2 protein-coding genes are annotated in these 2,099 nt (G+C 39.8%); both read left to right on the top strand.

Annotated elements, in window-relative coordinates; translation table 11 throughout:
- Positions 1-171: 171 nt before the first annotated feature.
- Entirely contained in the window at positions 172-567 is a 396-nt protein-coding gene (locus tag AC29Z1_RS17130; protein ID WP_488272658.1) for a class II SORL domain-containing protein, read from the top strand.
- Positions 568-741: 174 nt separating this feature from the next.
- Complete coding sequence (locus AC29Z1_RS17125; protein ID WP_488272657.1) at positions 742-1,962, top strand: aspartate kinase; 1,221 nt, start codon at positions 742-744, stop codon at positions 1,960-1,962.
- The last annotated feature ends 137 nt before the right edge of the window (positions 1,963-2,099 follow it).

Here is a 2,099-nt window from a genome sequence, read left to right as displayed (position 1 = left end):
CAACAGTTGAAAAGTTTGAAAGTTCGAATATATAAATAATGAACTACGAATACTATATAAGGAAGATTTTTTTCTATGTTTCTTTCCAAAAAAAAAAAGGAATGTAGCTTTTTGTGAGGAATAATAATTATTATCTGATTAAATAATGATAATAACCTGGAGGGGTTTATTATGAAAATTGCGGATTTAGTACAAAGTGCTGATTGGAAAACCGAAAAACATGTGCCTGTGATTGAGGCACCAAGCCAGGTAAAGGCTGGGGAAAAGGTTACTGTTGAAGTTTGTGTAGGAAAAGAAATTCCTCATCCGAATACAACAGAACATCATATTCGCTGGATAAAGCTATATTTTAAACCTGACAATGGAAAGTTTGCTTATGAAGTAGCGACTTTTGAATTTAACGCCCATGGCGAATCCGTAGAAGGTGCCAATAAGGGGCCTGCTTACACTGAACCATTTGGTAAAGCAGTTGTCAAATTAAATGCTTCCGGAACCTTTGTTGCTGAAGCATACTGCAATATTCATGGCTTATGGGAAGGGTCTAAGGCCATTACTGTAGAAGGATAATATATATTTAAAGTCAGGGTGAATCACTCCTGACTTTTCTTTATTTTGCATTGCTAGTATATTAATTCATTAAATTCTTGCTAGTTTTGTCCTTTTACAGAAGGAATTTGTATTTATATGGAGAATAATATCAGCCATGCTGATTTATATGCTGTAAAGAAAAGGAGGAAAGGCATGGCACTTATTGTAAAAAAATTTGGCGGAAGCTCCGTAGCTACACCAGAAAAAATTATGGCAGTTGCCAAGCGAGTATTGCGGGAAAAAAAACCTGACGATAAAATTGTTGTGGTGGTATCAGCAATGGGAGATACTACCGATGATTTGATAAGTTTGGCTAAAGAAGTTACTGATCAGCCTGTAGCTAGAGAAATGGATATGTTGATGGCTACAGGTGAACAAGTATCGATTGCGCTGTTAGCCATGGCATTTCACAAGTTAGGACATGAGGCCGTGTCTATGACTGGTTTTCAAGCTGGTATAACCACCAATGAGGTTTTTAACAAGGCCAAGATTATTGACATTGACCCTACAAAAGTACATAAGGAACTTGATGCTGGTAAAATTGTAGTAATAGCCGGTTTTCAAGGGATAACCCAAGCAGGGGATATTACTACCTTAGGCCGGGGGGGTTCTGATACTACCGCGGTTGCAGTGGCAGCCAGCTTAAAGGCTGATCATTGCGAGATTTTTACCGATGTTGATGGTATTTATACTTCTGATCCGCGGGTTGTGCCAAATGCTAAACGGATGAAAGAGATTACACATAACGAAATGCTTGAAATGGCTCGCCTCGGTGCTGGTGTAATGCATCCGCGTTCTGTAGAATTGGGTAAGCATTATGGTATGGCAATTCATGTTCGTTCCACCTTCACCGATGAACCAGGTACATTTATCAGGGAGGAATATACGATGGAAGAAAAAGAGTTTGTAATCCGTGGTGTAACACATGATAGCAATGTTGCTAAAATTGCAGTATTGGGAGTACCAGACCGCCCAGGTATTGCTTATAAAATATTTTCTGCGCTCGCTGATGCCAATATTGATGTGGATATGATAGTTCAGAGTATGCGCGCTATGGATAAAAATATAATTGACATGGTATTCACTGTTGCTCAAGGTGATGTTCCTCAGGCTAAGCTTATTTTGGAAAAATTGGCTAAAGAAATGGAATTTAGCGGTTTAATCATAGATGAGCATGTAGCTAAAGTGTCGGTAGTAGGCGCAGGCATGTTAGGCAATCCAGGGATTGCTGCTGCCACCTTTGGCGCATTGGCTGATGAAGGCATTAATATTGAGGTTATTAGCACCTCGGAAATCAGCATATCCTGTTTGGTTGCGGAAGATAAAGCGAAACAAGCTGTTAATGCTATCCATGCCCGTTTCTTTCCCGCATAAATCCTGTCAATAAAAGCTTTGTGGAGCCTCTGGCAAAAGCGGGTAGGGTTGGTTGGCAATCAGACTTACAATGTTTAGAGCCAGGGGCTGTCGCGTTAAGACAGCCCCCAAATAGAAAAAACTGCAATCAGTTACTT

This window comes from Sporomusa sp. (assembly GCF_057736855.1).
This window is presented reverse-complemented; position numbering and strand designations above follow the sequence as displayed.

Bases quoted from the DNA above. Each gene is read 5' to 3' on its own strand.
- AC29Z1_RS17130 (WP_488272658.1), top strand. From the start codon at position 172: ATGAAAATTGCGGATTTAGTACAAAGTGCTGATTGGAAAACCGAAAAA.
- AC29Z1_RS17125 (WP_488272657.1), top strand. From the start codon at position 742: ATGGCACTTATTGTAAAAAAATTTGGCGGAAGCTCCGTAGCTACACCA.